A 25,242-nucleotide genomic window follows, 5' to 3' on the forward strand; every position below is an offset into this window, starting at 1 on the left:
GGGCCGAACTTCGGGGTCATGGGTTGATTGGTCGGGCGTTGGTTTTTTGCTGGCCATGAGAACTCCTTGCGGCCCTCGACTTAAGATCATAATCCCAGATCTGTCTCACCTATGTTAGCACAGAGGGGTTCTGCAAGTAGGTCTACGGATACGAAATCGGGCCTTGATACGACGACCGATGATGGCCCACTATTAAAGAGGAGCATTCCTATCATAATGATGGACACGATATTTTTCATAAACTATCCTTTCTTTAAACTCTCAGAAGAAACAATGATTATCAAGGAGCTAAAGCATCAGTGTTTGGTGCTTCAGGTTTTTTAATCTCGGCAGAACTCACAATCACGATCCAATAATAGTGAGTCTGTTTGCAAGATAGATGACGAGCGCAATGCTCAAGGGAAAAAGTGCAAGGCGATAAGGAATTGGAAGGAAAGCAGGAGAGCCACGCTGTTTGAGTAACATCCAGCCATCGAGTCCTATTCCTATCAGTAAACATACAAGCGCTATAGAAAGTGGGATAAACGCCCAGAGGATAGGCCGAATTGCAATATAGTGCTCAAAGGTATCACCGAGCGCTATGTTTTTCTGATACAACGTGAACCGGTATCGGATGATAAGCACATAATAACACTCGACAAGTAGCGCTATCACCATTCGTATGATCATGCGCCACCGATAGGGCGACCGACTCACGGGAACATGATATTCTGTGTCCATAGGATTATTCCTCACGATTAATGAGCATCTGAAGGGCCGTTACCTCAGGGCAATGGGTTTGGGCAACCAAATGCCAACGAAAGCTTTGGCCATCCTTCGAAAAGATTCCATCCGATTCACCAGGTTCACTATCGGCATAATCAATACTAAATCCAGCGACGGGCAGATTCGACTCAAAAAAGGCGGCGATCGCATCAGGATCACCTATCACGCCCCCGATGAACGTAATTGGGCCGGTGTCTTTTTCAAAACGTCCTTTGATCCGCGTTGTCGGTGGCAAGGGAATCGCCGCCAGCTCAGGTTGGGGCGGCAAGGCGGGGACCTCGGTAAAACATGCAGGTAACACTTCGGTCGGCGTTGGGGCAGGTGTTGCACTTGGTATAGCGGCTACTTGGGCTGGTGCTACCGATGGCGACGCACAGCTGATTAACCCGAACGCCACCAACACGCAGCCAAATACGGTCGAACGCATACACACGCTCATCTCTCGGCAATGCACCATTGCACATCGCCATGCCACCATCCTGAAGGGAATGGCTTGAATCTTAAACGTTGCTGTATTGTGAAGATAGGGTACGATGAGGGGACTCATCATTCTCTCAGAATACTGCTGCCAAGATTAACAAATGCTGCGAGGGATTTATATCACCCATCATGGTGGTTAATAGGGGGATACCGGCCAAAATACGACACTGCTGGCCAGAGTTATGCTATAGTGGGCCAATCCTGATACATGACCTAATTCTTGAGTGAAGAATTGAGGGTATGATGCGTTTCACCGCGCGGTTTGAGCGTGGTCAGCAAGCGATCTGGTTGCTTGCTCCATGGCTGCTTGGCACATGCTTGCTCGTTTTGCTGCCGTTGCTTGGCACGCTTGGGTTGCTGTTTACCCAATACGATGTTCTCTCGGCTCCTACCTGGGTTGGCCTCACGAATATCACACATGTTGGCAACAATCCCTTATTTTGGCGGGCCATCACCAATTCGCTGATTTTTCTTGCGGTGGCGATTCCCCTGCGCTTTGGCTTAACGCTTGGGCTGGGCGTAGTGTTGGCCAAGCCACGGCCCCATGCCCGTTGGTATCGCACGATTATCTATATCCCCAGTTTGATTCCTGATGTGGCCTATGCCCTGCTCTGGCTCTGGATTTTCAACCCAATCTATGGGCCATTGAACCTGCTGCTAACGGCACTCGGCCTCCCACCATCGCCATGGTTGCTCGATGCCACTAGTGCGCGGATGAGCTTGGTGTTACTGACCGTGTTTCAAATTGGCGATGGCTTTGTGATGATCATTGCTGGTCGCCAATCGCTTAGCCAACACTACTACGATGCCGCAGCGGTTGATGGGGCCAGCCCATGGCAACAATTTCGGCATATTACGCTCCCACTGCTGGCCCCATGGCTTGTCTTATTGATTCTGCGCGATTGTGTTGTGACCTTACAACAAACAATCACGACCACGGCCCTGATGACCAAAGGCGAACCCTATTATGCCACGCTGTTTTTGCCCTCGCTTATCTATCAAGAAGCCTTTGATCGGTTTCGGTTTGGTCCGGCTGCGGTCATGATGCTGGCACTGTTTGTGGGTTTGGGGCTGATTGCCGTCAGTGTAGTCATGATCACGCGGCGTACTCTGGGTCGAGGCTAGGTCATGCGTGTGCGAATGATCCTGAAGCAGGGGTGTTTGCTGCTCGTCTTGGTCATCTGGCTCTTGCCGTTATATTGGATGCTGCTAGCATCCTTGCGTCTGCCTGGTACACCACCAGCGCCTACGATTACATGGCTTCCGCAGCACCCATCGCTCAACAGCTATGCCCAAGCTGCGGCGATTGTGCCGCTCTGGACATTCTTGGGCAATTCACTGCTGATCATGGGCATCACGGTTCCGCTCACGATCGTGAGTGCTTCATGGGCAGCGTTGGGCATTATGTATTTGCGACCATCGCTCCGCATTTGGGTGCTTGGCACGTTGATTGGCTGTCTGCTGATTCCCACGCAGATGGTCTGGCTGCCGCGCTTTATCCTCTTTGCCAAACTGAAACTGATCGATAGTTATTGGCCGTTGATCGTGCCAGCTTTTATGGGGTCAAGCCCGCTCTTTGTGTTGCTGTTTTACTGGGCTATGCGCCGCATCGAGCCGGAAACGCTGGAAGCCGCCAGCCTTGATGGTGCGCATACGCTCCAGATTTGGGCCACGATTGTGATGCCCCATGTGGTTCCAACCACGGTGACCGTGATTGTGTTGACCACCGTGCTGTATTGGAGCGACTTCATTACCCCCTTGATGTATTTAAAATCGGAGTCGCGCTACCCGCTCTCGGTTGGCTTGTCCATCCTGCAACAAATGGATCGGGCCAATTGGCCGATTCTGATGGCGGGTGCGGTGATCATGACCCTGCCATTAATCCTTGGTTTTTTGCTGATCCAGCGTTTATTTTGGCGCAGTATGTTGGATTCACGCTAGCCCAAGCGAAGCAATCACGTGTATTGTGAGCCTATGTTGAGAGGATCGTTATGAAACACTGGATGAAACTACTCCTGCTAATCCCGTTCATTTTAACCGCCTGTGGTGCTGCCGAACCACAACCCATCCCAACCGTGAGCTTTATGGTGTTTGGCGATCCTGCTGAAAAATAAGCCTATGAAGCCTTGGTCAACGCATTTCACGCCAAACAATCGGCGGTGAAAGTGCAGTTAACCCATATTCCCGGCCAAAGTGAATATCGCCAACGGCTTACAGCAGATTTTGCTGCGGGTACGCCCGCCGATATTGTGTTGATTAACTATCGCCGTTTTGCAGGATTTGCTGCCAAAGGTACGCTGGAACCACTTGGCCCATACCTCGACAAAAGCAGCCTGATCAAACGTGATGATTTTTATACCGAATCGATGGGAGCTTTCGATTGGAATGGGCAATTGACCTGTATTCCCCAAAACCTCTCTAGCTTGGTGGTCTACTACAATAAAAATCTCTTCGATCAAGCTGGTTTAGCCTATCCCAAGGATGATTGGACGTGGGAAGAGTTTCAGGCAACCGCTCAAGCCTTGACGATTGATGCCGATAACGATGGCAATCCTGAACAATATGGGCTTGGTACTGAGGCCTCGATCTTTCGAGTCACGCCCTTTATTTGGCAAAATGGTGGTGATTTGGTTGATGATCCCGCCAAGCCAACCCGCCTCAATTTGAACACGCCTGAGGCAGCGGGAGCCTTGGAATGGTTCACCGATTTGCAAGTGAAGCATCATGTCATTCCGAGCCGTGAACAAGAATTGGCCGAACCGCATGAAGTCCGTTTTCTCAATGGACGTTTAGGCATGATTCTCAATAGCCGTCGGGGAGTCCCAACCTATCGCGAAATCACCAGTTTTGATTGGGATGTTGCGCCCTTGCCTACGGGCAAGAGCCGCGCAGGCATTTTGCATGCGGATGGCTATTGTATGGCCGCCGCCAGCCAAGAAAAAATCGCAGCGTGGGCCTTTATCGAGTTTGCTAATTCAGTCGAAGGCCAAACCTTAGTGGCAGCCTCAGGCCGGACGGTTCCCTCACTGCGCAGTGTGGCCGAATCACCAGCATTTCTCGACCCCAACGCTAAACCTGCCAATAGCCGCGTATTTCTTGATGTCATTCCGTATATCCGCAGTGTTCCGGTGATGGACACCTGGGTCGATATTGAGGAAATTATGAATATCGAGTTTGAACGAGCACTCCATGGCGATATTGGCTACGATGAGGCTATGCGTTTGGCAACCGAACGCTCAGCAGAATTCTTCCCCCAGCCCTAAGCCAATTGCAATACCTTATATCCACCAAAGCAACGCGGTTTACAGCATAAACCGCGTTGCTTGATCTATTTAATTAAGCTTATCGGCGTTTTGACCTAACGTTAGCAGTATTTTGCAGTTGCGGCTGGCGAGAGCCTTAGCGTGATTGAGCTTGGTGATTGATTGTGAGTGGTACAATAGCCGCTGCTGATGTGTGATTGGGGTTGGCGATGCGGCGACAAAAACCATTGGATTGGGCAACACTTGGGCCAATTGCGGTGCTGTTGGGCTTGTTATTGTTGATTGTCAATCAGCTTAATCAGCCCAAAACTCAATATGCTCCGTTGAGTGCCTATTTTAATGATGCAGCGGCGAGTGTGCCTCAAAGCCAAGTTACCCCCTTGCCTCCCACCAGCTTACAAGCGATTGAGCAAAGCAACGCCGCTGGTAGCTCTAACCAAATCGATTTAGTGCTCGAAGCCGAGCTGTATCAAGACCAAAGCAACGAATTAGCCAGTGAACTGCAGACGGCCCTCGATTATGTTCAAGAACGCACCAATATTCGTTTGGCCGAACGGGTGACGGTGGTGATCAGCCAAGATGCCCAATGTGGCTTCCATGGCGTAACCTATTCCGATGTGCGAGTGATTTATATCTACAGTTGTGCTGGGGTGGCGAGGAGCCGCGTGGTGAATATTGCCGCCCACGAATTTGTGCATCAATTGGAGCATGATCGCTATGGTGCTGCCCATTTGAGCGCCGATTTGGCGCTTTCCGAGGGCTTTGCAACCTGGGGCGCTGGCCGCTATTGGCTGGGTAGTGCCAGCGATTTTAGCAGTTTTGCCCGCGAGTATCAGTCCAATGGGCAAGCGTTACCCTTGGAAACTCACTATGCTAGCGTTGGCATCGACGGCATGAATGTACTCTATTACCAATGGGCTAGTTTTGTCGATTATCTGATTAACAACTATGGCCGTGAGGCCTTCGATCAATTGTATATTTCAGGTGGTGAACGTCAGCCTGGCGCAGCTAATTACGCTGCAATCTACAATCGCTCGTTTGGTTTGCTCGAGGCCGAATGGCGGCAAACGCTGGATTAGGCCGTGCTACAATGGCCCAAGCAATTGTGCAAAGGAGAGTCTATGCAACCGCCGTTTGGTCCGAATTTGCTTGAGTTAGGCCCGATTGTAATTCGTATGTATGCGATTGCAATTTTGAGTGGCGCGATGCTGGGGGGCTGGCTTGGCGCTCATCGTGCTCGCGCCCGTGGCTATAACCCTAATATCGTTTGGGATTGGTTGATCGTTGGTTTGATTTTGGGGGTTGCAGGTGGGCGAATTTGGTATGTAGCCTCGTCGTGGCCTCAATATCGCGATGGCCCATTTCTCGATATGATTAACACCACCAAGGGCGGTTTGGCCATCCACGGGGCCATCGTTGGCGCGGTGCTGACGGTGATCATCGCCGCATGGCGCACCAAAACCAATGCACTCACATGGATGGATGTTCTGGCCCCATGTTTGAGCGTTGGCCAAGCAATTGGGCGCTGGGGCAACTTTTTCAATAACGAAGCCTATGGCGGCCCGGTCACCAATGGTTTGCCTTGGAATTTGGATATTCCAGCCCAATACCGGATTCGTGGCACTGAGCAGTATGATGCCGCTACCCGTTTTCACCCAACCTTTTTATACGAATCACTTTGGAATTTAGGCGTGTTGTTCTCGATTGTCTTTATCGAACGCCGCTTCCGTGGTCGCTTACGCAATGGCGATTCATTGCTGATTTATGGCGTGCTCTACTCAATTGGCCGTTTTTGGATCGAAGATCTACGGGTGGATAAGCTCTGTACTGGCGGCGTTGGGGGTGCGATCTGTAACGATAGCCTCTCGACCGCTCGTTTGACCAGCATCGTTTTGATTGTTGGTTGTAGCGCCTTGTTTGTGCTGCGCCGCGTGTTGCAGCGCAATCCACCAGCCAGTAGCTACCAACAATGGGATGAACCATGGCAACCAGAGCCTGAAACGGCCAAAGCCACAGCCTAATCACTATCAGGAGCTTGGGGAATCAACCTCAAGCTCTTTTTTTCGCAACAATCCAGCTTTAACCCACGTATGTTTTGCAAGATTTTCAGCCTCAATTGGCCGTTGCCTACGATGTTCTTTTTGAGAAAGGGTCTGCTATGTTTGGAGTTCTGCGTGGGTGCTCGCCGCACCTTGATCAACCAACCCATGCCGCTTGGTGGAGCCATATTTGTGGTATGTGCCTGACCTTGCGCGACCAGCATGGCCAAGTTGCGCGAATTACCACCAATTACGATGCTGCCTTACTTTCGGCATTGTACGAAGCTCAACGCTCTGAGCAAGGCTCGCGCCGCACGAGTGTCTGTGCGTTACGTGGTTTTCGGGCACTCGATGTGGTCGCGGCTGATGATCATGGTTCGCGCTATGCCGCAGCCGTGAGTTTGCTGATGGCCGCAATTCGGCTGCGCGATAATGTGGCTGATCGTGATGGTTGGGCTGGTAAAGTGCCCTTGGTTGCTAACACAGTTGCTAAACGTTGGGATAAAAAAGCTGAGCAAACCGCGCGGGAGTTGGGCTTTGAGCCAGCTTTATTGCGCCAACAAGCCGTCGCTCAGGCTGAAGTTGAGGCCTTGGTTAATGCCGATTTTTGCACCTACTCGGCTCCGACCGAGGCTGCGGTGGGTGCGGCGTTTCGGCATACGGCGATTTTGGCCAACCAACCGAGCAATGCCGAGCCACTTGAGCAAATGGGCCGTATGTATGGCCGCATGATGTTGCTGCTCGATAGCTACAACGATGTGGCCGAAGATCAAGCCCGTGGCCATTTTAATGCCTTATGTGCCACACCCCAAGCCGAATTGCGCACGGTTGCTCATAAAATTTTCAACGATGCCTTTGCTAATTTGCGCCAACAATGGCAACGTTTGAGCTTGCTGCAAGCGCATTTGGTTGAAGTTTTGTTATTAAATATGTTGCCAGCGATTGGCTCAAAAGCTTTTGGCGCATGCAAGCGCCATAGTTTGGCCTGCGCCACGGCCTTGCCAGTTGCGGCGGCATTATTGCCAGCTATGGCCAGCGATTACGATGACGATCCTTCGCGGCGTGACCCCAATCGCGCCTACACTGGGCCAACCCGTGCCCTCAAGCCCCACGAAAATCCTGAATATCAAGGTCAATATCCGCAACAGCCGCCCTACCAAGGCCAATATCCGCAACAACCATATCAAGGCTATCCGCCACAGTACAATCCAAATGATCCGTCGATGTTGCCACCTGGCTCGTTGCCGCCAGCCAGTTCACATTCTGTTCCACCGCCAGGCCATTATCAAGATAGCAAACGTGATGTAGCCTTGGGTGCAGCTTTGTGCTGTTGCCAAAGTCGCCGCCATCGTCGCCACTCGCATCGTTCACGGATTCGCTGTTGTGATGATGATTGCTGTGATTGTTGCCAATGTACCTGCTGTTGTTGCGATGCGACCGATGTTTGCGAGGGCGATGGTTGCAGTTGCTGCGAATGTGGCGGCTGCGGCGATGGTTGCAGTTGCTGCGAATGTGGTGATTGCTGTAGTTGTGATTGTTAATATGCGTAAGCTCGTTATGCAACCAAGCTGCATGGCGAGCTTACCACAGCATCACAATCACAATCACAATGATACAACTAACGGCTACCAGCCAAGGCCAATTGCGGCGTTGATGGTATTCGGGCGAGGCTAAATACACTTGTTGGGCATGGGCAAAAACAGGCCGCGCATCAACTTGCAATAATTCACAATATTGCAGCAGCAAGGGCTTAATTTGCTTAAGCGGAATTTGCATAAATGCGCCTTGTTCGATTGCCTGCAAATAATCCCAGCGAATGCCTGTACGCCGTTCGGCAGCATACAAACTAAGGCCGGCTTTTTGACGAGCTTCGCGCAACAACGCTGCGCCGCTAGGCGGGCGAGTTGGCTGTGGTTCAGCAGGCTCAACTGCCAAACTCGGCAACCGTGGAACTGGCTCAAGCAAGGCTTGGCGTTGAATCAAGCGTTGCACGCGGGCAATTAATTGAGCCTGACTGAATGGCTTGGTCAAATAATCATCAGCACCTAAATTGAGACCACGCACCACATCATCGTCGCTGGCTTTGGCGGTGAGCATCAAAATCGGTACATTGCTTTCGGCCCGCAATTGTTGGCACAACTCCCAGCCGCTCAAATCAGGCAACATCACATCCAACAACACAATTTGGAAGCAATCGCTGGCCCATAAACGCAGCCCAGCCATGCCCGTGTTGGCAAGTATGGCTTGCCAACCAGCCTCGCGCAAATGCATCAGCAACAAACGCCCAATCGCTGGATCATCTTCGACGACTAAAATGTGGGTCGTGCCATTCACGCCGACTCCTGTAATAGCGGCAGATCGAGCAGGACTGCCAAGGCCCAAGCGCTACTAGCAGGATCGGCGCTTTCGGCTAATTGACTGAGGGTAAGCATGGTTGTTGGCTCGTTGCGCCAAGCTCGCAAGCCGTCGATCGCTCGCCGTCGTAAACTTAAGGGGGCGGTTTGATCAGCGGCTAAGGTTTCAACCTCAGCTAACACGGGCGTAAAACGAGCTTGACATAGACTGCTGAGGGCCAAGCTGCGAATAGCGAGCGCTTCACGATCATTGTGCAATAATTCGGCCAATTGCTGTAACGTAGCTTCATCGGCGGTTTCGGCCAACGCTTGAGCTACCCGCAAGCGCAAAGGCAAAGGGTTGTGAGGCCGCAAAAATTCCAAGGTATCGAGCGGGTTTTTTGCTGCTGCCAACAAAATTTCCAGTGCTAACAAGCGCGTGCCAATCGAGCCTGTGGTCGCCAATTCGCGCACCAAACCAAGATGAATCGCGCCTTCAAGTTCTAACAATACGCGCAAGGCATGTAGCCGAATCCGTGTGCTTTTGCCGCCAGCTTGAGCTAAACGATTGAGCAAAGCAATCGCGGTGGGTTCTTGCAACAAACGCAAACCATCCATCGCGGGGATTGCCAAACTAGGGCTGTCGTGCTGAGCGTAGCGCAAAAACAGCGCAATCGATTCGCGATCGGCAACCCGACCCAAACAACGTAATGCTGCCGCTGCGACCTCCAAGGTTGGCCGAGGGTCGCGCAGAATCTGGCGCACCGTGTTCAGACTGGCCTCAGAAACAGGTGCAACCAAACAATCCATTGCGGCCACATGCAAGGCTGGCTCAGCATGGTTCGATGTTAATAATGCTAACATCAAGCCTTCACTATGCGCCATGTGCAATTTATGAAAACTATGCACCGCATCGACCCGCAAACTCAACGGCGTATGATCATCAACGATCATGGTTTCGAGCAACGGCGCAAGATGGTTATCGCCACTCAGGGCGGTCAGCATGGCGCTACGGGTTTGCGGATCAAGCTGATTATTGATCAACATTTGGTGCAAACTGGGCTTGGCTTGGGCTTGTTGGCTCAGGGTATTGGCGGCAACCCAGCGCAATAACGGCTGGCCATTGCCAATTGTTTGGGCCAATTCATATTCGGCATCGCAATTGGCTAATTGCGCAGCAACCACAGGCGCAACCGTCAAACTATAGCGATCAGGATTGCCAGTCAGGGCTTCATACAGCACCGAACGGGCTGCCGAGCCGCCGATTGTGCTTAGAGCTTGGGCGGCAGCGGCCCGTACATTATGCACCTCGCGGGCGACCAACTCGGCCAAACTGGTTGGCGGATCGGCGCTGGTGTTGCCAACCGCCAAGGCTTCGGCCCAACGCCATTGTAAGGCTGGCGAAAAGCTGGCAACTGGCCATTGAATTGGTGGCTCATGCAAATAACCCATTGGCAGCTCGTGTTGCCACGCTAGCTCCAATTGCTGGGGTAATTCACCAATTACAATTGTGCGTAAAGCCCAAATGCCACTCTCATCGCGGCGCGTGCCAAGGCCAACGATCGCTGCTAGCAAGGCTTGCAGATCATTGCGTTCGTTTTCAACAATACCTGCTAAAACCGCCTGCGATTCATCATTTTTGAGCTTGGCAAGGGTGCTGATCGCCGCAGTTCGCACCATAAACGCCGATTGATCGCAAGCGAGGCCGAGCAAACGTTGCATAAATAATGGCTGAGTTTGCGGATCGCTGCGATAAATAATCCCGCTACGCAGGGCATTGCCAAGTTGAGGTTGCTCAAGCAGCCGAATCAGCCGCTCACTGGTTTCATTTTGACGTTGCATAATTGCTTGTGCTGCCTCTAAACGGGCAGCCAAGGGCAATTGTGAAGTAACTACTCGCAACAGCAAGGGATTCGCGCCGTTGCTTTCGAAGCGCAATAATTCGTGCAAGGCTTCATGACGAGCCGTCCAGTGCACATCATCGCCCAAGACCAAGCGCCCCAAAGCCCGAATGGCCAAACTGGGCGTTGCCTGTAACAAGGCTTGGCGAGCCGCCGCTCGTAAGGGCGCACTCGCCGCAGTACAGGCGTTCAACAAGGCTGGGGCGGTACGCTCAGTGGCACAACCCTGGAGCGCCAGCGAAGCATGCAAATGTACAATCTGATCAAGCTGATGATCATCGAGCAAGGCACTGGCGGTTGCCACGACGAAACGTGCCCCATTTGGCTCGCAATGCAGATAGAAAATCATGCGGCCTGCGTGCAGTTGCTCTTGCAAGTGGCAACGCCCAGCATGACTATTTTGAGCCAGTAAATAATTGACCAATAACTGGCTCCAGTCGTCGTGCTGGCGTTGAGCCAAGCTGATTAAGCGTGGGGTTAATTGAGTGTCGTGCATGGCAAAAAGTTGTTGGGCGGCACTTTGGCGCGTGTTATAGCTGAGGCGGCTATCGCTCAACATATCCAATAAATAGTCGAGCGCCAAATGGCTGGGCAAACTGCGCACAACTTGCAAAGCCCAAGCCTCGCCCTCAGAGCCATTGCTCAGTTGCTCGGCAATTGTGGCGCTAACCACGCTTTCCATGCTTTCCAGCAAATGCCAAATCTGCTCGGTATAGGCTGGCTCATGGCGGGCTACATGCACCAAGGCTCGAATAATTGCGGCGCTCCAGCCAGCAATCGGCACATGATGTTCACGCAAACAGCGCCCAAGCAGCAGCACCCGTTGGCTGGTTAGCGGTCGATTACCACGAATGGCATTGTAGAGTGGGGCGGGGTCGGCCAACAAACCCGCCGTCAAAGGCAATAATTCATGCCATAGTGGGTTATCCAAGTCGAAATCGTGCCAAGCATGATGCGCCGCCAAATGCAGGGCTGCGCAAAACAGGGCAAATAATGGTGATCGAAAGCGTACCAACCCGCGCTGATCAACCTGCACTAAGCCATTCAGGGCTACTAAACTTGGTTGCAACCAATAAACTGCTTTGATCTGTTCGCCTTGGAGCCAAGCATAACCCAATCCAGCCAAAGCTGTACGTACCTTGGGCAAATCGGCTCCGGCGATTGGGCGCAAAGCGCGATCAACGGCGGCGGCGTACATGCGCACGCGATTGGCCGAAAAGCCATGGGTTGGGTAGGTCGCGGCCAAAATTGCTACATCGGCAAAGCGCTCAGCCACCAAACGCCCGCGACCATCATTTAAGAGTGGTGGTAGTAATAATGCTGGCTCTTCATTGGGCAATAATTGGCGCAACCATTGCTCCAAAATCGTGGCATCGGGTGCTTGCACTTGCCAAGTGGCCCAGCCAGCCCAGTTTGGGTTGGTGGCATGGTCGGTGGCAACGGCGGCCAATGCTGGATAGCGCTCAGTCAAATCAAACAACCAATTGCGCCAATGCTCGGCAATATGCGGCTGCGCTTCCTCAAGATCATCGAGTAGCAACATCCATTTGCCCGCCGCCAAGCCGCGCTCGATGCCCATACGATCGTGGGCAAAGCCAGCTTCGGCCAAGGTGCGAGCCAGCGTTGCATCGGGCGATTCGGTAGCACTGGGCACATGCAGCAAAATGGGAAACAAGCCAGGCAAGCGTTCTTGGGTGGCGCACCATTGCAAGAGCATATTGATTAAAACAAACGAACGCCCGCTGCCCAAGCCACCCACCAAACGAATCCGTTGATTGAGTTGGAGGGCTTGCCAAAGGTTGGCTTGTTGACCATTGGCGGGAATGGGACTCAGTTGCAGCACCAAACTACCGATGGTTGGCAACACCCGCGCAGGAAAACGCTCGGCCCAACGCGCCTGCACATACCGCGCATAACTACGCTGGCGTTGCGCACGCCGTAGCCGAGGTAACAACAATCGATCAAATGGTGCAATCGCCATAACATGCCACTCCTTGCTTGGATAGTTCTAGGGTACTCGTTTGGAGCGGCTGGCTCAATTAATATAAATTACAGTTCGGTGACACTCGGCCATTTAAGCCCATTTTTTAGGTCTTGCGATCTTGTCAAAGCCTGTAGCCTCGGCGCACAATAACAGCGGAGGTTTTGACAATGCTACGTCTTTTTTCAGCGATCCAACTTGGCTCACTCGGATTAACCAATCGCTTGGTCGCCACGCCTAGCCCAAGTCGGTTTAATCATGGCGGTGGTTTTCTCAATCGCAGTTTGATTGTCGAATACGGGCGATGGAGTAGCTATGGCATTGGCCTGATTGTCAGCGAGCCGGTGTTGGTGCAAGCAAACTCAAATTTGCCGCGCCCAGCCTTGAGTGCCGATGCCCATATTCAAGTCTTTCGCAATTTAAACCAGTGCTTGCGAGAATATCAGAGCCATTGCTTGCCCTTATTGAGTTTGCTCAGCCAACCAGAAATCCAACTGCAACCGAGCAATTGGCCCAATTTACGTGAGCAGATGCTGCTGGCGGCATGGCGAGCCTACGCGGCTGGCTGCCCAGGGATCGTGATCGATGCCAATGCTGGCTCGCTTTTTCATCAGATGCGGATTAGCAAACAAGTGCCGCCAACCTCGCGCAGCCAATTGTTGCTTGAAAGCATCGAGGCGATTCGCGGCTGGCTTGGGCGACAGTTTGTGGTTGGGGTGCGTTTGGTGGTCGATGATTTAGTGCCCGATGGCGTGAGTTTGCAAGAAAGCCGCGTGTTGGCGCACGAATTGGTGGCCGCCGGAGTTGATTTACTCGATTTGGTGGTTGGGCGCTCGGTTGCGCCAATTGCTCAATTTCCTGGCTGGCAAATACCCTTGGTGGCCGGTATTCGCAGCATTGTGGATGTACCATTGATTGCCCATGGCATGCTGGGTGACCCGTGGATTGCCGAGGAAATGTTGCGCGAAGGCTGTGCTGATTTGGTGGGGCTTGAAGCAGCGATTTCGGCCACACCACATTGGCCAATCTGGGCCCGCCAACAACTTGAGCGCGAAGCTGAGGCAGCATGACGAGTGCCAGCCTGCGTCATGGTATAATAGCCCAACCATGGCGCTGAAAGAAGGATCGAAGATATGGCAAAAACAATCTTCATCATGGACGATGATCTCGCACTCCAGATGGTGATGGAGATCGCCCTGCGCGAGGTTGGCTATGAAGTCGTGCTGGCGAATAATGGGGTCGAGGGCATTGCCCAACTTGAAACCCTAAAACCTGATCTGATTATTTCAGATATTATGATGCCCGAGATGGATGGGGTTGAGGCATTCAATCAAATTCGCGAGCGGATACAGGATGAAGGCATTCCTATGGTGATCGTAACGGCGCTTAATCGTAAGCCATGGTTCAGCGACCTTGAAGAAGAAGGCGCTGTTATTTTACAAAAGCCGTTCGAGGTCGATACATTCATCGACTTGATCAACACTATGGTGAGTGATTAGTGTTCTTTTTGCGCCGACCAATGCGACCATGCTCGTCGCGATGGTCTCGTTTTTCGTTGTAATTTCGGCATTCTGCTGCTATTCCCCTTGTGGTCGAGCCGACCCAAGGGGCTTTTGCTGCCCCAAAAAGCCCCAATTGGCGAAATTGCTCGTTTTCTCATCCAAAATTCTTTTGATTTTTGGCGCTGAATATGATAGCGTAGCAAGCGACGAACAACCAACCGCCCTATGGAGGCTTTGCGATGAGTGATCGCCCAAATGAAGATAAGAAATTGCACGACCCAAAAGCAACTGTGCAGTTAACCGCTGACGATTTGGCCGCCATGCGGGCCGAATTGCAACAAGAAAAAGATAAAGCGAATCAATTTGCAACTGCCCGTTTGAGCGAGGCTGATATCGCTTCTGCTACCAATAAGAAGTTGGAAAATCCTTATGCCACGGTGCAATTGAACCCTGAGGAGATGGCTGCACTACGCGCCGAAGCCCAACGGGTTAAGGCTGAAGCTCAGGCTGCCCAAGCGGCCCAAGCTGCACCAGCTGCTGCACCAGCACCAGATAATATTAGCTCAATGCGCGGCGGGGCGGTTGCTAACACGCCACCAGTGCCTGCAGCACCCCAGTCGTTCCCTGATCAAACGGTGATTATGAGTCCAGGCCAAGCACGGGCACAATATGCCAATGCCCCGGTTGATCAATCATATGCGCCGCCCGCTCAGCAACAGCAATACGCGCCACCACAGCAACAACAATATGCGCCGCCACAGCAACAATACGCGCCACCAGCACAGCAGCAATATGCACCGCCACAGCAACCAGGCTATGGCCAGAATTACCAAAATGTGCAGCAAACCTATAATCCACCGGCGCAAACTGGCTTTCCAGCGCCGCCAGCAGCGCTCAATACCAATGAGAACTTCTTTCAAAAGTATGGGGTATATTTGCTGATTGGGTTTGGGGTAACATTAATCGTCGCAGCAATTTTGTTATTAGTCATTGGCTAATTGTTGGGAGCGAGCAGTAGCCTACTGCTCGCTTTTTTAGGGTTTGCATGATTGAGCTTTTGCAGACGATTGAGGCTAGTGTGCAGCAGGTCGCTGCCGAAGCCTGTAACTTAATTCAAGTTCCGCCATTTGTGGCCATGCTTCACCCCGATGATCCTGCGCCATGGTTCAACTATGCGATGCCGATGGCTGGCTTGGAGACGGCTGCCGCCAATTTACCAGCCTTGCGCCAAGTTTTTCACGCCCAACAACGCCAACTACGCTTTGAATGGACTCGTGAGTTATGGCCAGAGTTGGAAGCGATTTTGCGTGATGCTGGAATCAAGGTCGATCATGTTAATCCCCAGATGATTTGTCTGCTTGAGCAATTCAAGCCCTACCATAACCCCGCTGTTAGCTTGCGGATGCTGACAACTGCCGATGACTTGGCCAACTATCGCCAAGTAACGCGGCTGGGTTTTGGCGATTATTCAGCGATTAGCCAAGCCGATGTTGATAGTTTGCACAATGCTTTGACTGATGGTTGGCGCTATGCCATGGCCACAATCGAGGGCGAATTAGCGGCGGTCGGCGGCTATAAACCAACCAGTCTTGGTGTCGTCGAATTAGTGGCGATTGCGACTCTGCCTGTTTGGCGGCGACGTGGAGCAGCCGCAAGCCTGACCAGTTTTTTGGTGGCTGATCATTTTGCCAATGCTGGCAAATCGGCATTTTTATTTGCCGCCGATTCAATTGCCCAAGCGACCTATGCCAAAATTGGCTTTCAACAGATTGCCACTCACTTGGCAGCAACCGAGGAGTAAGCCTTACAGAGCTAATGATAGCTTATCGTATTTGCTGGGTCTTGTTTGTGCCCTCACCCCCTAGCCCCCTCTCCCGCACGCGAGGCGAGGGGGAACCACCGTATCATGTCCATTGGAACGCCCCTCGCCCACCGCAGTGGGAGAGGGGTCAGGGGTGAGGGTATGCTGGCGGGTTTTAAAACCTACCCCTGTAAAGAGGAGTAAACTCATGCGTCGTTGGCTTTATGGTGGTTTGGCCGTGCTCTTGATTGGCTGTGGTCAAGCCTTCAAACCGACCAGTAGCGAGGTTGAGCCAATTGCCGCGCCTGCTGCTGAGCCAACGATCGACTTGAATGCGCTGATTACGTGGCAGCCAGTGCCAGCTTATACCCCGCAAATTCCCACCCCAACCAATATTCCAATTCCTACGCCCATTCCCGATGTTTGGCCGAATGAGCAGGCTTTGGCGCTGCGCCCTGAATTTGCCGGCGATGGTACACATTCAACGATGCCGCGTTATACAATGCAAATCACGCTTGAGCCAAGTGCAGGTCGTTATAGCGGCAGCCAAATTATTACCTACACCAATACGACTGGCACTAGCATCAATAGTTTGGTGTTGCGTTCGTATACTAATTTTCCACCCGATGCCCAGGGCGATGGCGGTGATACCACGCTTGAGGTTAGCAAGGCTTGGAGTAATGATCGTGAACTAACCATTAATCGCGAAGCTGAAAATACCGCTTTTCGGATTAATCTTGCCACGAGCCTAGCGCCCAATCAGCAGGTTGTGATCAGCACCCAATTTGCTGGCACGATCAAGGCTTGGCCCGATGGTTCGTATCCCTTGCTTTCGGCCTATCCCATGCTAGCGGTTTGGAATGCAGCAGCCAACGATTGGCGTATGGATGTGACCCGTTTTCCTGATCGGGTGTTTGCTGAAACGGCGCTCTATCGAGTACAACTCAATCTGCCTGCTGAATATCAAGTAATTGGCGCGGGCCAGCTGCTAGAACAAAATGCCGATCGTACCAGCCGCACCTATGCTAGCGGGCCTGTGCGGGAGTGGGCCGCCGCGATTGGTCAATTTGCGGTTAGCACGAGCAATCTTGATGGGATTGAAGTTAATGCGTATGGCCCCGATTACCTCGATTTGGCGCGAGTGCGCGAGATGGCGGTTGGCGCTTTAGCTAGCTATCAAGCCAAAATTGGCGCGTATCCCTATCGCAAGCTTGATCTACATGTAATGCCATGGGATAGCGGCGGTGGCATCGAATATCCAGCCTATACCATTATTCTGGTGAGCGATGGGATCAATCGTAATACTGATTATGTGGTATTTCACGAGGTATCCCATCAGTGGTGGTATGGTTTATTAGGTAATGATGTCTATCGCGAGGCTTGGCTGGATGAAGCCATGGCAAGCTACTTGACCTATGTGGCGACCCAGGATGTGCTCGGTCAGGCCGCTGCCAACAGCTATTATGCTGGCGAAATTGAGCGCTTGGACCGGAGCAATCAAGCGAATGGCAATTGGCCAGCTGGCTTGGCGATCAATCAATATCCATCATTTAATAGTTACTATCGTGCGGTCTATGGCAAAGGTGCGGTGATGTTGCATCAGCTACGCATCAAGCTTGGCGATCAAAGCTTCTTCCAAAGTTTAGCTCAACTCAACGAGCAAAAGCGCTATCAGATTATTACCCGTAGCGATTTCCAAACTGCCATGGAGCAACATAGCGGCCAAGAACTAGGCGAGTGGCTGGATCGCTGGCTCAACTGGTGAGATTGACTCTCCCTGTGAGCGTTCGCTGGTTTTGGCCAACAAATCGACCTGCATGCCTTCGCGGGCTACAAAGGCCCAAGGATAAACCGCCTGCGCATCGGCCTCGATTTGGTCGATCTGGCTATCGGTGTGGGCTGGCTCGTGATGAAACAGGGCGACTTGCTTGATATTGGCGGCTTGAGCTAATTCAATTGCCATGGCCCAAGTGCTATGGCCCCAACCTTGGCGACTGGCCTTAGGATTGGCATATTCGGTAGGTGTATAATGGGCATCGTGGATAATTAATTCGCTATCACGGGCAAAATTGGCCAAACGCTGATCGGTGCCAATATACGATTCGATATCGGTGGCATAAATTGCGCTGACCCCATGTTGCTCAACCCGATAACACATCGAGCCACCGCGTGGATGGCCCAGCGAATGATAACTGCGAATTTCAACTGAGCCAGTTGGGCATAGCTCATCAGCATCGACGGCAACCCGTAATGGTGTAGCGGCATCGGCATTCCACCACAAACGTTCGCCACCTTCAATTAATAAAGTACGACGGCGGGCCAAAAGGCCAGGTCGTTCGGCCAACATCGAGTGCGATGAAGCGCTAGCCAATAATTCCCAAACCCGATCTTGATAGAGATTCCACGGAGCCACGATATAGATCATCTGATCTTCGCGATACAGCGGGGCAAAATGCGGCAAACCCTGAATATGGTCATGATGATAATGCGAGAGCAAAATTAAAATCGGGCGTGGATTAGGCTGCTGAACTAATTGCTGCCCAAGCTCGACAATCCCTGTGCCAGCATCAAAAATCAATTGCTGGCCGGCCACACGCATTTCAACACACGAAGTATTGCCACCTGTTTTAATAAAATCAGCGCCAGTGCTGGGATGACTGCCGCGCACTCCCCAAAATTGGGTTACAAATTCCTGCGTCATGAGTGCCCTCGATGTTGCAATGCTTACTCGTCACGTAATTCTACGATAGGGGTATTAGTTAAGAGATGTTCATGCACAATTCGGTTAATCGCTGTGCTATTAAGCTGGCAATAGACCACCCGCCCGGGCTGAATGATTGCATTTGGCCCACGTTCACAGCGACCAAGGCAGTTGCTCAGACGTAGTTCAACGGTTTCGGTTAAATTGGCAGCAGCAAGTGCTTGCTCAAAGGCTTGTTGCACGTGGCCTAGTTGGCTGCCACAATGCAATCCGTGACAAAGATAAATGCGATACGTTGATTGCTGATTCATTCAGTTTGCTATTCACCCGTTCTCGTATGGGTATGATAGGTCAGCGCCTAGCTGCTGTCAACAGGGATATAACCCATTTTTGCTGCCAAGCCAGTTTTATTAATTTTGGCTCAACGCCAGCCGCATCCTATCGCAGACCGTTAATCGTTGCTTAAAAAAGCAAGCTCTCGGGCTGATTCTGCAACGAGAGCTTGCTTTGAGTTATTGATGATTGACTGGTAGTTGTAAGGTGAAGATGCTGCCAACCCCCAAGGTGCTTTCAAGCGAAACTGTGCCATTGTGGGCTTCGGCAACGTGTTTGGCGATCACTAGGCCCAAGCCAGCCCCACCAATACTGGCGAGCGTATCATCGAGCCGCACAAATGGCTCGAAAATTCGTTCAAAGTCGTCTTCAGGAATACCTACGCCATTGTCACGAATTGAAACCCGCACCAATTGATCATCTTGATAGACCGAAACTTGAATTACCCCACCTGGGGCGGTGTATTGGGTGGCATTTTCCAGCAAGTGCCGCACCGCATTATCCACACCATGCACATCCATATGGATCATCAAGGGCGTTTGAATGCCGCTGACATAAATGTTGCGCACCAAGGTTTGGTTTTTTTCCAAGAAGGTTGGCTGCATATCGTTACAAATCGATTGAACCAATCCGCGCAAATCGGCTTGGGCAAAATCCATTTGGTTCGAGCGCACTTGTTGCAGGTAAATCAAATCGTTGATATGGCGTAATAGGCGGGTGCTATTACGCTTCATCAACTCGAGGGCTTCGCGCTGACCATCACTGACTGGGCCAAGCGCCTGCATATTGAGCAAATCAATATAGCCGTGAATCACGGTCAGCGGGGTGCGCAACTCGTGTGAAATCGTCGCCAAGAAATCGTTTTTAGCCTGATCAAGCCGGGTCAAGCGATTGTTGGCAGTTTCCAACTCGCGCACATGCGATTCCAAGCGCCCGACGAGTTGTTGGCTGTATTCGCGCATCACGCTCGGCGCTTCGGCAGTTTCTAAAACTTCACGTGTGCCACCGATATAGCTGGCGACCAAATCGGGCAAGGCCCGCGGGTCGATTGGCTTAGAAATATAGCCATCGCAGCCAGCCGCCAAAGCCCGTTCGCGATCGCCTGGAGTGGTATTGGCAGTTAAGGCGACAATTGGCACCGAGGCCAGTTGCGGTGTGGCTTTGAATTTGGTGGTTAATTCGTAGCCATTCAAACCAGGCAAATTAATATCCATCAAAATCAGATCAGGGCGATCAGTTTGGGCCGATTTCCAACCTTCGTTGCCGTCATTGGCGATGATAATCTGATAGCCACGAGTTGCTAGAACGCGTCGTACTAAACGTTGATTATCGTGATTATCCTCAATGTACAGAACCCGAGTCGAACCTGCCATGACGGTTATTTCCTTCTAACTAGGTGATTGTTGTTCAATTGGCGCTGGGATGCTGGCGGTGGCGATGGCAAATGAGAAGGTGCTACCAACCCCAACTTTGCTATCGACCCACAAATCACCATCGTGCAAATCGACCAACCTGCGGGTAATCGAAAGCCCCAAGCCCGACCCCAAAATGCCGCGTGCCCCAGCATGCACTTGCTGAAACTCTTGGAACAGCTTGCCCAAGGCTTCGGCATCCATGCCAATCCCAGTATCTTGGACGCTGATTACAATCCAATCGCCGGGCAATAAGTAGTGTGAGCCAATCGGGGTGGCTTCTTGTACCACCCGCCGAATTGCCCTCACCACAATTTGGCCTCGGTCGGTAAATTTTACCGCATTTGAAATTAGGTTAATCACAATTTGGCGCAAACGGGTTGGGTCAACATCCATTGGTGGCAAATCGGGAGCAATATCGATGCGCATGGTAACGGGCTTGGAATTCAGTCCATGCATAATATCGACTGCCGATTGCACGACTGGTAGCACCGCCGTTGCCTCCCGATGCAGGGCAAATTTGCCTGCTTCGATCCGTGCCATATCCAAAATATCGTTAATCAGATCGAGCAAGTAGCGGCCATTTTTGTTGATTGTTTCAAGGTCTTCGCGCTGTTCTTCGACCAATAAGGGCGAAAGTTCATCGAGCAACACCGTTGAGAAGCCAATGATTGCATTCAGCGGGGTGCGTAATTCGTGCGAAATGCTGGCCAAAAACTGCGATTTCAAACGATCAGCTGCTTGAGCACGGTCGAGAGCTTCGCGCAACTCGCCAGTGCGTTGGGCCACCAAATCTTCCAAGTTTTGGAACGAGAAGGCGTTTTCAATTGTCAAGCCAACCATATCGGCAAAGTTGAGCAACAACGCCGCATCTTGCACCGTAACCAAACGTCCTTGCTCATAGTAATCGGCAGAAATCAAACCCAGCACTTTTTCGCGACCCAAAATTGGCGCTTGCACATACGAATCGCCGCCCGAAATAAACTGCTTGGCCTGAATTACCTGCGGATGTTCCCAAGGATTATCGACGATCACCGCTTGGCGCGATTTGATCACGCTGGCTTCAATCGTGTCGCTATCGATCGTAATTGGCTCAGACAGCGCTGCCCGCATAAAATCGTATTCAAGCTCGTAGTTGTTGGGGCCAAACGAGGCTGAAACTACCTCGATCACCTCATCGCGCAGCAGATATAGCACCGCTCGATCAAAACCAAGTCGTTGACATAATAATTGTGGAATGTGATCAAGCACCGTATTCAACGAACGTAAGCGTTTGAGTTCATTGCTGGTTTCATTGATCGCGGCCATCTGTTGGGCATTAACTTCCAAGGCATCGACTTTTTCACGCAAGGCGGCAGTCATCTGATTGAACGAAAGGCTCAAGCGGCCAATTTCATCATTGCCATGCACGATCAACTCTTGATCAAGTTGGCCTGAGGCGATGCGTTGAGCGCCAACTTCAAGGTCGCGCAATGGTCGAATGATCGTTCGCGCCAAGCCTGTGGCCAAAATAATAATCAAGCCTGAGGTGATCAACAAAACTGCCAAGAAATTGCGGCGTAGTTGCTCTTGCTCGCGTTCGATTGCCAAACTCGCGTCACGGGCTGGGCTAATCACATCATCGATTGGCAGCACCAAGGCCACGACCCAGCCAACCGTGCGCATCGGCGAATAGGCCAGATAGCGGTCGCCACCATCGAGTTGCAAGCGCGTCACGCCAGCCATATCGTTACGAATATTTTCGCGCAATGAGACAAAATTTGGGTCGTCGCTCTCAAACAAATTTTGTTTCTTAAACGTTTCGTCCCAGCGGGTATTGCCAGCCTCAAGCTCAGGCCGAATCAAAATATTACCATCGTGATCCATCACAAAGGCATAGCCCGAACTGCCTGCATCAATTCGCAACACATCCGATTGAATCGTGGTCAGCAGCAAATCCATGCCAATCACGCCAATCAACTGATTATTGACTTTGACTGGAGCCGAGACCGTGATATTGAGTTGGTTGGTGACGGCATCAACATAAGTTCCAACCCAAGTTGGGCCGGTGGCATTTTCGGCAGCTTGATACCAAGGGCGTTTACGGGCATCAAAACCATCGGGCAACACACTGACTACTCGCACATCATCGAGCACCATCACGCCTTCTTTGGTGGCCAAATAGCCCAAAGAAATCAGCGGATTCAGATCGACGTTGCTTTGGAGTGCCCCAGTAATTTGGCGAGCGCGAGCCACGGTAAGCCGGAGTTGATCAGGCGGAATCAGGGTTGGGCCACTACCAGCCAGCCAAAAGGGGTCGGGGCGGGTATCAGCTAGCCGATCAAGCGGACGGCTGAAGGCCTGTTGGGTAATATTAACCATCGTTTGGACTTGGCGCTGCACACTCAACAAAGCCTGATCATACAGCTCGGCTTTATCGATTGCGCGACTCATCAGCATGTTTTCAGCTTGAATTAAGAGCGTATTTTCGCTTTGTTTGACTGCGGCCAAGCGGGCTTGGGAAATCCCATTCAAGCTCAACCAACCCACAATAATCAAGGCTGGCAGTGAAACCCCTAATGCCAGCAACAAAACCCGCGCTTGAACCCCAAACCGAACATTTCGTGGTTGTGATGTCATAGGCCAACGCCCCGTGTATTGCTGGAAGTCGAGTTAGATCTGTAGGTAGGTTTAATGTCCCCTAGTGTAGCATAAAATAGTTGATTAGAGATCGGATGAATAAGGATGAGCGATGAATTATTTCGGGCCTAGGTTACCAAACACCCGCAATGATTGAAGCGGCGTGGATCGGATAAGGACGATTATCCATTAAATTGTGACCACATCATTTACCGAACGCACGATCGAGGAATCGACGATCGGAGCACCAGCCTTGTGCAATGGATTGACAAGACATCGTGCGTTTGGTATGCTCCCGCACGAGATTAAGAGTCACGCCATCCTTCTCCTCATCCATCATACCCACCACATTACATTCCCTTAATTTCAGGAATGAAGCATGTTCGTAGTGAGGATGATCAACCACTATCCCAGTATTTGCTCTCTTTGTATGTCTAATAGAAATATTTTTTAGCGATAATAGTAACACTTGTTATTATTATTGCATTATTTAGGGTATTTATGAAAATGAATAATAAAATACTCTTCTATTAGTATTTAAAAATTTCATACAAACACATTAATCACTTGAATCTCAATAAAATATTGTATTGACAAATAAAATAATACTATTATGCTCAAAAAGAATTATTTTTGGAGGAATGTATGAAGGTTTCATGGATGAAAGCGGTGAGAAGGTTCATGTTGGTTTTTGCATTCGAATTAATGTCTATCGTCGCGTATGGGCATACCTCGGCACAAAGTCCTCAAGATAGCCAGACAACTAATCAAAAGGATACACCTTTTGTCGGTCATCCCATTGATGAAAAATCTGTTGGCAAAGGATGTGCTGAACAGGCGTTGGAGGATGCAATACGGAACGGTGAAAAAATCGGGTCTACGGAATGTAATACACTGACAGCAGCTGACGAAAATAGTCCGATGGGCATTGTCTTTTCCGGCAGTAATGAAAAATGCGTCTTAGCACCGTATGGGTATGTTTGTACCAAAGCCGATTATGGGGTCTATAGTCCCAACGATAACAAACCCAATATTGTCCGCCTCAATACCGTCTATGTCATCCGTACCCGGCTTGATCCGAATTTTTCCTGTAACTGGTCTACAGAAGCACGCGTGACCAGTAATGGTGTCCTTGTTCTCCAAGGAGGTACTCCCATTCAATATAATTGTGGGACACGCAATGTTGCAACCTATAGCTCAGGAAATGATGTGAAGCGCGGATCGGTTGCCTGCGGCAAATTTTTGGAAAATAATGTAGTACAAGCTGAGGCATGTACCGTTATTTCTCCATAAACGCACCATCATGTGTCATATCGGAGGGGAGCCAGCGATTAGGTGTCGCTCGCTCCCTAGCTGGATAGCTTATTCAGTAACGAGGTTTTCGATGCTTTTGTCGCTTTTTCTTATTGGGATAAGTTTAATTCTATGGATGAGCCTGTGTTATGGCTATGCTTTTTTCAAAACAAAAATCCGTTGGTTCCTCCTCCATAGCTTGCGCTGGATCAGTATCGGCCAATATTTTGCACTCTTTACCTATCTGATGGCGATTGGAGTGCTCCCACTCCCGTATCGCGAACTCATCATTGTAGTGCTGATCGGCCTCATCATTACCCGAAAATATGTGCCAATGGTGCGTAATGCCTACACAGAGGGAGCCTATCAAGCACGCGATATCATCTTGTTTCGCGTCACTGAACCGACAATCGCTCCCGAAAAAGGCGTATTTGTTCCGTTTCATCATGCGGTTGATATTGGGGCACAACGTTCACTCCGAACCCAGCTTCTGATACATGGCGGAATTATCATCATTAATTTCCTCATTCTGTATGGCGCATTTGTGGTTTCTCCCTAACCACAAGTGCGCTGCGGCGCAACCATGAAGGCCGCGAAGGGCACGAAGGGTTGAAACCGCGAAGGACGCGAAGAACGCGAAGGGTGTTTTTGATCCACGAATTCCACTAATTATCCTTCTAATCCCAAACCCATATCTTCATCCCTCATCCTCATCCCTCTGCGTAAAACCTAGCCCCTGATCCCTGAATCCTGACCCCTATGTTCTATGTTCTTTGCTCGCTGCTGTTTTCAGCTTCATCCTTCATCCCTCATAATTCA

21 protein-coding genes are annotated in these 25,242 nt (G+C 51.1%); 14 read left to right on the forward strand and 7 right to left on the reverse strand.

Annotated elements, in window-relative coordinates; all coding sequences use genetic code 11:
* Nucleotides 1-724: 724 nt before the first annotated feature.
* Nucleotides 725-1,192 carry a hypothetical protein gene (locus ABEB26_RS20160; protein ID WP_345723863.1) on the reverse strand — a complete coding sequence of 156 codons (468 nt, stop codon included), beginning with the start codon at nt 1,190-1,192 and terminating at the stop codon, nt 725-727.
* Nucleotides 1,193-1,485: 293 nt separating this feature from the next.
* Here ABEB26_RS20160 and ABEB26_RS20165 point away from each other — a divergent pair, with 293 nt between their 5' ends.
* From ABEB26_RS20165 to ABEB26_RS20195, 7 genes are all read left to right on the forward strand, one after another.
* Nucleotides 1,486-2,370, forward strand: coding sequence for a carbohydrate ABC transporter permease (locus tag ABEB26_RS20165; RefSeq protein ID WP_345723864.1), 885 nt, complete (start codon nt 1,486-1,488; stop codon nt 2,368-2,370).
* 3 nt (nt 2,371-2,373) lie between these two features.
* Nucleotides 2,374-3,186 (forward strand): carbohydrate ABC transporter permease, encoded by an 813-nt coding sequence (locus tag ABEB26_RS20170; RefSeq protein WP_345723865.1) that lies wholly within the window; start codon nt 2,374-2,376, stop codon nt 3,184-3,186.
* A gap of 50 nt (nt 3,187-3,236) precedes the next feature.
* On the forward strand, nt 3,237-3,359 hold the full coding sequence (locus ABEB26_RS20175; RefSeq protein ID WP_345723866.1) for a hypothetical protein: 123 nt from the start codon (nt 3,237-3,239) through the stop codon (nt 3,357-3,359).
* A 12-nt stretch (nt 3,360-3,371) separates the two neighbouring features.
* Nucleotides 3,372-4,508: an ABC transporter substrate-binding protein gene (locus tag ABEB26_RS20180; RefSeq protein WP_345723867.1), complete on the forward strand. Its 1,137-nt coding sequence runs from the start codon at nt 3,372-3,374 to the stop codon at nt 4,506-4,508.
* Nucleotides 4,509-4,717: 209 nt separating this feature from the next.
* Nucleotides 4,718-5,587 carry a hypothetical protein gene (locus ABEB26_RS20185; protein WP_345723868.1) on the forward strand — a complete coding sequence of 290 codons (870 nt, stop codon included), beginning with the start codon at nt 4,718-4,720 and terminating at the stop codon, nt 5,585-5,587.
* A gap of 42 nt (nt 5,588-5,629) precedes the next feature.
* Nucleotides 5,630-6,529: a prolipoprotein diacylglyceryl transferase gene (gene lgt, locus ABEB26_RS20190; protein ID WP_345723869.1), complete on the forward strand. Its 900-nt coding sequence runs from the start codon at nt 5,630-5,632 to the stop codon at nt 6,527-6,529.
* A 137-nt stretch (nt 6,530-6,666) separates the two neighbouring features.
* A complete protein-coding gene (locus ABEB26_RS20195; RefSeq protein ID WP_345723870.1) occupies nt 6,667-8,088 on the forward strand; it encodes a DUF5685 family protein in 1,422 nt (473 codons plus the stop codon).
* Between the two features lie 40 nt (nt 8,089-8,128).
* On the opposite strand, the gene ABEB26_RS20200 is transcribed toward ABEB26_RS20195, so the two are convergent.
* The gene (locus ABEB26_RS20200; protein ID WP_345723871.1) at nt 8,129-8,881 is read right to left on the reverse strand and encodes a response regulator; all 753 of its coding nucleotides are present in this window, start codon (nt 8,879-8,881) and stop codon (nt 8,129-8,131) included.
* Nucleotides 8,878-12,762 (reverse strand): HEAT repeat domain-containing protein, encoded by a 3,885-nt coding sequence (locus tag ABEB26_RS20205; protein ID WP_345723872.1) that lies wholly within the window; start codon nt 12,760-12,762, stop codon nt 8,878-8,880. The genes ABEB26_RS20200 and ABEB26_RS20205 overlap by 4 nt, the downstream gene beginning before the upstream one ends.
* Nucleotides 12,763-12,932: 170 nt before the next feature.
* Here ABEB26_RS20205 and ABEB26_RS20210 point away from each other — a divergent pair, with 170 nt between their 5' ends.
* The 5 genes from ABEB26_RS20210 (at nt 12,933) to ABEB26_RS20230 (ending at nt 17,830) form a co-directional block, all read left to right on the forward strand.
* Nucleotides 12,933-13,832, forward strand: coding sequence for a hypothetical protein (locus ABEB26_RS20210; protein WP_345723873.1), 900 nt, complete (start codon nt 12,933-12,935; stop codon nt 13,830-13,832).
* A gap of 63 nt (nt 13,833-13,895) precedes the next feature.
* Complete coding sequence (locus ABEB26_RS20215; protein WP_012188143.1) at nt 13,896-14,261, forward strand: response regulator; 366 nt, start codon at nt 13,896-13,898, stop codon at nt 14,259-14,261.
* A 242-nt stretch (nt 14,262-14,503) separates the two neighbouring features.
* Nucleotides 14,504-15,262, forward strand: coding sequence for a hypothetical protein (locus tag ABEB26_RS20220; RefSeq protein ID WP_345723874.1), 759 nt, complete (start codon nt 14,504-14,506; stop codon nt 15,260-15,262).
* A 47-nt stretch (nt 15,263-15,309) separates the two neighbouring features.
* A complete protein-coding gene (locus ABEB26_RS20225) occupies nt 15,310-16,065 on the forward strand; it encodes a GNAT family N-acetyltransferase (RefSeq protein WP_345723875.1) in 756 nt (251 codons plus the stop codon).
* A gap of 208 nt (nt 16,066-16,273) precedes the next feature.
* Complete coding sequence (locus ABEB26_RS20230; protein WP_345723876.1) at nt 16,274-17,830, forward strand: M1 family metallopeptidase; 1,557 nt, start codon at nt 16,274-16,276, stop codon at nt 17,828-17,830.
* Here the strand turns inward: ABEB26_RS20230 and ABEB26_RS20235 are convergent.
* The 4 genes from ABEB26_RS20235 to ABEB26_RS20250 form a co-directional block, all read right to left on the reverse strand.
* Nucleotides 17,795-18,766, reverse strand: coding sequence for an MBL fold metallo-hydrolase (locus tag ABEB26_RS20235; RefSeq protein WP_345723877.1), 972 nt, complete (start codon nt 18,764-18,766; stop codon nt 17,795-17,797). The genes ABEB26_RS20230 and ABEB26_RS20235 overlap by 36 nt on opposite strands.
* A 23-nt stretch (nt 18,767-18,789) precedes the next feature.
* Nucleotides 18,790-19,077, reverse strand: a complete 288-nt coding sequence (locus ABEB26_RS20240; RefSeq protein WP_345723878.1) for a (2Fe-2S) ferredoxin domain-containing protein — start codon at nt 19,075-19,077, stop codon at nt 18,790-18,792.
* Nucleotides 19,078-19,278: 201 nt separating this feature from the next.
* On the reverse strand, nt 19,279-20,472 hold the full coding sequence (locus ABEB26_RS20245; RefSeq protein ID WP_345723879.1) for a hybrid sensor histidine kinase/response regulator: 1,194 nt from the start codon (nt 20,470-20,472) through the stop codon (nt 19,279-19,281).
* 15 nt (nt 20,473-20,487) lie between these two features.
* Nucleotides 20,488-23,130 carry a sensor histidine kinase gene (locus tag ABEB26_RS20250; RefSeq protein ID WP_345723880.1) on the reverse strand — a complete coding sequence of 881 codons (2,643 nt, stop codon included), beginning with the start codon at nt 23,128-23,130 and terminating at the stop codon, nt 20,488-20,490.
* 645 nt (nt 23,131-23,775) lie between these two features.
* Here ABEB26_RS20250 and ABEB26_RS20255 point away from each other — a divergent pair.
* Together ABEB26_RS20255 and ABEB26_RS20260 are read left to right on the forward strand one after the other, a co-directional pair.
* Entirely contained in the window at nt 23,776-24,423 is a 648-nt protein-coding gene (locus tag ABEB26_RS20255; RefSeq protein WP_345723881.1) for a hypothetical protein, read from the forward strand.
* A 91-nt stretch (nt 24,424-24,514) separates the two neighbouring features.
* On the forward strand, nt 24,515-24,982 hold the full coding sequence (locus ABEB26_RS20260) for a hypothetical protein (RefSeq protein ID WP_345723882.1): 468 nt from the start codon (nt 24,515-24,517) through the stop codon (nt 24,980-24,982).
* Nucleotides 24,983-25,242 lie beyond the last annotated feature (260 nt).

Source organism: Herpetosiphon gulosus (genome assembly GCF_039545135.1).
GTDB lineage: Bacteria > Chloroflexota > Chloroflexia > Chloroflexales > Herpetosiphonaceae > Herpetosiphon > Herpetosiphon gulosus.

What these genes read in the sequence shown, in the direction of transcription:
- ABEB26_RS20160 (WP_345723863.1), bottom strand. Translation starts at nt 1,192, where the DNA reads ATGCGTTCGACCGTATTTGGCTGCGTGTTGGTGGCGTTCGGGTTAATC.
- ABEB26_RS20165 (WP_345723864.1), top strand. Translation starts at nt 1,486, where the DNA reads ATGATGCGTTTCACCGCGCGGTTTGAGCGTGGTCAGCAAGCGATCTGG.
- ABEB26_RS20170 (WP_345723865.1), top strand. Translation starts at nt 2,374, where the DNA reads ATGCGTGTGCGAATGATCCTGAAGCAGGGGTGTTTGCTGCTCGTCTTG.
- ABEB26_RS20175 (WP_345723866.1), top strand. Translation starts at nt 3,237, where the DNA reads ATGAAACACTGGATGAAACTACTCCTGCTAATCCCGTTCATTTTAACC.
- ABEB26_RS20185 (WP_345723868.1), top strand. Translation starts at nt 4,718, where the DNA reads ATGCGGCGACAAAAACCATTGGATTGGGCAACACTTGGGCCAATTGCG.
- lgt (WP_345723869.1), top strand. Translation starts at nt 5,630, where the DNA reads ATGCAACCGCCGTTTGGTCCGAATTTGCTTGAGTTAGGCCCGATTGTA.
- ABEB26_RS20195 (WP_345723870.1), top strand. Translation starts at nt 6,667, where the DNA reads ATGTTTGGAGTTCTGCGTGGGTGCTCGCCGCACCTTGATCAACCAACC.
- ABEB26_RS20205 (WP_345723872.1), bottom strand. Translation starts at nt 12,762, where the DNA reads ATGGCGATTGCACCATTTGATCGATTGTTGTTACCTCGGCTACGGCGT.
- ABEB26_RS20210 (WP_345723873.1), top strand. Translation starts at nt 12,933, where the DNA reads ATGCTACGTCTTTTTTCAGCGATCCAACTTGGCTCACTCGGATTAACC.
- ABEB26_RS20215 (WP_012188143.1), top strand. Translation starts at nt 13,896, where the DNA reads ATGGCAAAAACAATCTTCATCATGGACGATGATCTCGCACTCCAGATG.
- ABEB26_RS20220 (WP_345723874.1), top strand. Translation starts at nt 14,504, where the DNA reads ATGAGTGATCGCCCAAATGAAGATAAGAAATTGCACGACCCAAAAGCA.
- ABEB26_RS20225 (WP_345723875.1), top strand. Translation starts at nt 15,310, where the DNA reads ATGATTGAGCTTTTGCAGACGATTGAGGCTAGTGTGCAGCAGGTCGCT.
- ABEB26_RS20230 (WP_345723876.1), top strand. Translation starts at nt 16,274, where the DNA reads ATGCGTCGTTGGCTTTATGGTGGTTTGGCCGTGCTCTTGATTGGCTGT.
- ABEB26_RS20235 (WP_345723877.1), bottom strand. Translation starts at nt 18,766, where the DNA reads ATGACGCAGGAATTTGTAACCCAATTTTGGGGAGTGCGCGGCAGTCAT.
- ABEB26_RS20240 (WP_345723878.1), bottom strand. Translation starts at nt 19,077, where the DNA reads ATGAATCAGCAATCAACGTATCGCATTTATCTTTGTCACGGATTGCAT.
- ABEB26_RS20245 (WP_345723879.1), bottom strand. Translation starts at nt 20,472, where the DNA reads ATGGCAGGTTCGACTCGGGTTCTGTACATTGAGGATAATCACGATAAT.
- ABEB26_RS20250 (WP_345723880.1), bottom strand. Translation starts at nt 23,130, where the DNA reads ATGACATCACAACCACGAAATGTTCGGTTTGGGGTTCAAGCGCGGGTT.
- ABEB26_RS20255 (WP_345723881.1), top strand. Translation starts at nt 23,776, where the DNA reads ATGAAGGTTTCATGGATGAAAGCGGTGAGAAGGTTCATGTTGGTTTTT.
- ABEB26_RS20260 (WP_345723882.1), top strand. Translation starts at nt 24,515, where the DNA reads ATGCTTTTGTCGCTTTTTCTTATTGGGATAAGTTTAATTCTATGGATG.